Origin of the sequence: Spirillospora sp. NPDC000708 (genome assembly GCF_040299565.1) — a bacterium.
Taxonomy (GTDB): Bacteria; Actinomycetota; Actinomycetes; order Streptosporangiales; family Streptosporangiaceae; genus Spirillospora.
In genome coordinates this window covers 1-1274 of the sequence record NZ_JBEPCJ010000244.1, presented here as the reverse complement: position 1 = coordinate 1274, position 1274 = coordinate 1, and the positions used below count along the sequence as shown (strand labels likewise).

The 1274-nt window shown below is 39.0% G+C and carries 2 protein-coding genes; both read right to left on the bottom strand.

What is annotated here, in order from left to right; all coding sequences use genetic code 11:
* The coding region (locus ABT299_RS52715; protein WP_500255487.1) for an HAD-IC family P-type ATPase at positions 1-975 on the bottom strand (975 nt) is incomplete at its 3' end.
* A gap of 97 nt (positions 976-1072) precedes the next feature.
* On the bottom strand, positions 1073-1274 hold a 202-nt coding region (locus ABT299_RS52710; RefSeq protein ID WP_500255486.1), incomplete at its 5' end, for a hypothetical protein.

The window sequence follows — 1274 nt, the reverse complement described above, 5'->3', positions numbered from 1 at the left end:
TTCTGTATTGCCTTTCGTCAGAGTACCCGTCTTATCAAACAGAAGCGTATCAATGTGACTGAAGGTATTCATAACATCACCTCCCTTGATAAGGACGCCTCTTTTTGCACCATTCCCGATTCCTGCAACATTTGAAACAGGTGCACCAATCACGAGGGCACCAGGGCAACCAAGTACGAGAATCGTGATGGCTAGTTCTAGATTATGACTAAAAACCCAAGTAATAGCTGCAATAACAAGTACCGCTGGCGTGTAATACTTAGCAAAGCGGTCGATGAATTTCTCAGCAGGAGATTTGGTATCTTGGGCTTCTTCGACAAGTTCAATAATTTTACCAAAGGTTGTATCTTCGCCGACTTTTTCTGCTTCTACGTAAATTGTACCGTTTTCTAAGATAGAACCTGCAAAAACTTTGGTACCAGCTTCCTTTCTGATTTCACGTGATTCACCTGTGATACTGGCTTCGTTGACATAGCCAGATCCTTGGTAAATACGACCATCAACAGGAACTTGACGTCCGGTTTTTACTAAGAGTTTGTCGCCAATTTCAACTTCATCAATGTCCATTTCTTCGCCATCAGCAGATAGGGCTGTGCTGGGTGCCATATTCGTGAGTTCTTTGATACTTGATCGCGTTTTTTCAAGCGTTTTTTTCTCCAAAAATCCACCGAAAGCGAAGAGAAAAGTGACAATTGCTGATTCTTCATATTCACCGATGAACAAAGCACCGATAACTGCAATAGAAACTAGCAGGTCAATCGAAATTTGTTTCACTTTGATTGCTTGATAGGCATGAATTGCAACAGGTATAAAACCGATAATACTTGCAATAATCATTGTCGAATTCCAAATCCATATTTGATTTACACCATATTTACCAAGGTATCCGAGTACAATGAGAATGGCTGAGAGGATAACCAAGTGATTACTGTGTTGTTGAAGTCGTTTTTGAAAGTTCAGTGTTATTTTTGCCATATTTTCTACTTCCTTTAATTTTCTTTATGATACTAGTATAGCGCTACCTTTATAGATAAAAATTGATAACTATCAAGAAAATAAAAAGTATAACTTACTAGACTTTATTAACATAAAGGTAAGGTCTGTCTGACGATTCCTGCGGAAAGTTTTGGCAACTGCAGTTGCCAAAATTGGGCGTTTGCCCCAGACCCCAAGCAAACAAAAAAGACAGTTTCCTGTCTCTTTTGTTCTCTGCTTTTAGTAAATGACTATTTACTTTCAAAATTTGATCAACCATATGGAGAACCACCGGTTCC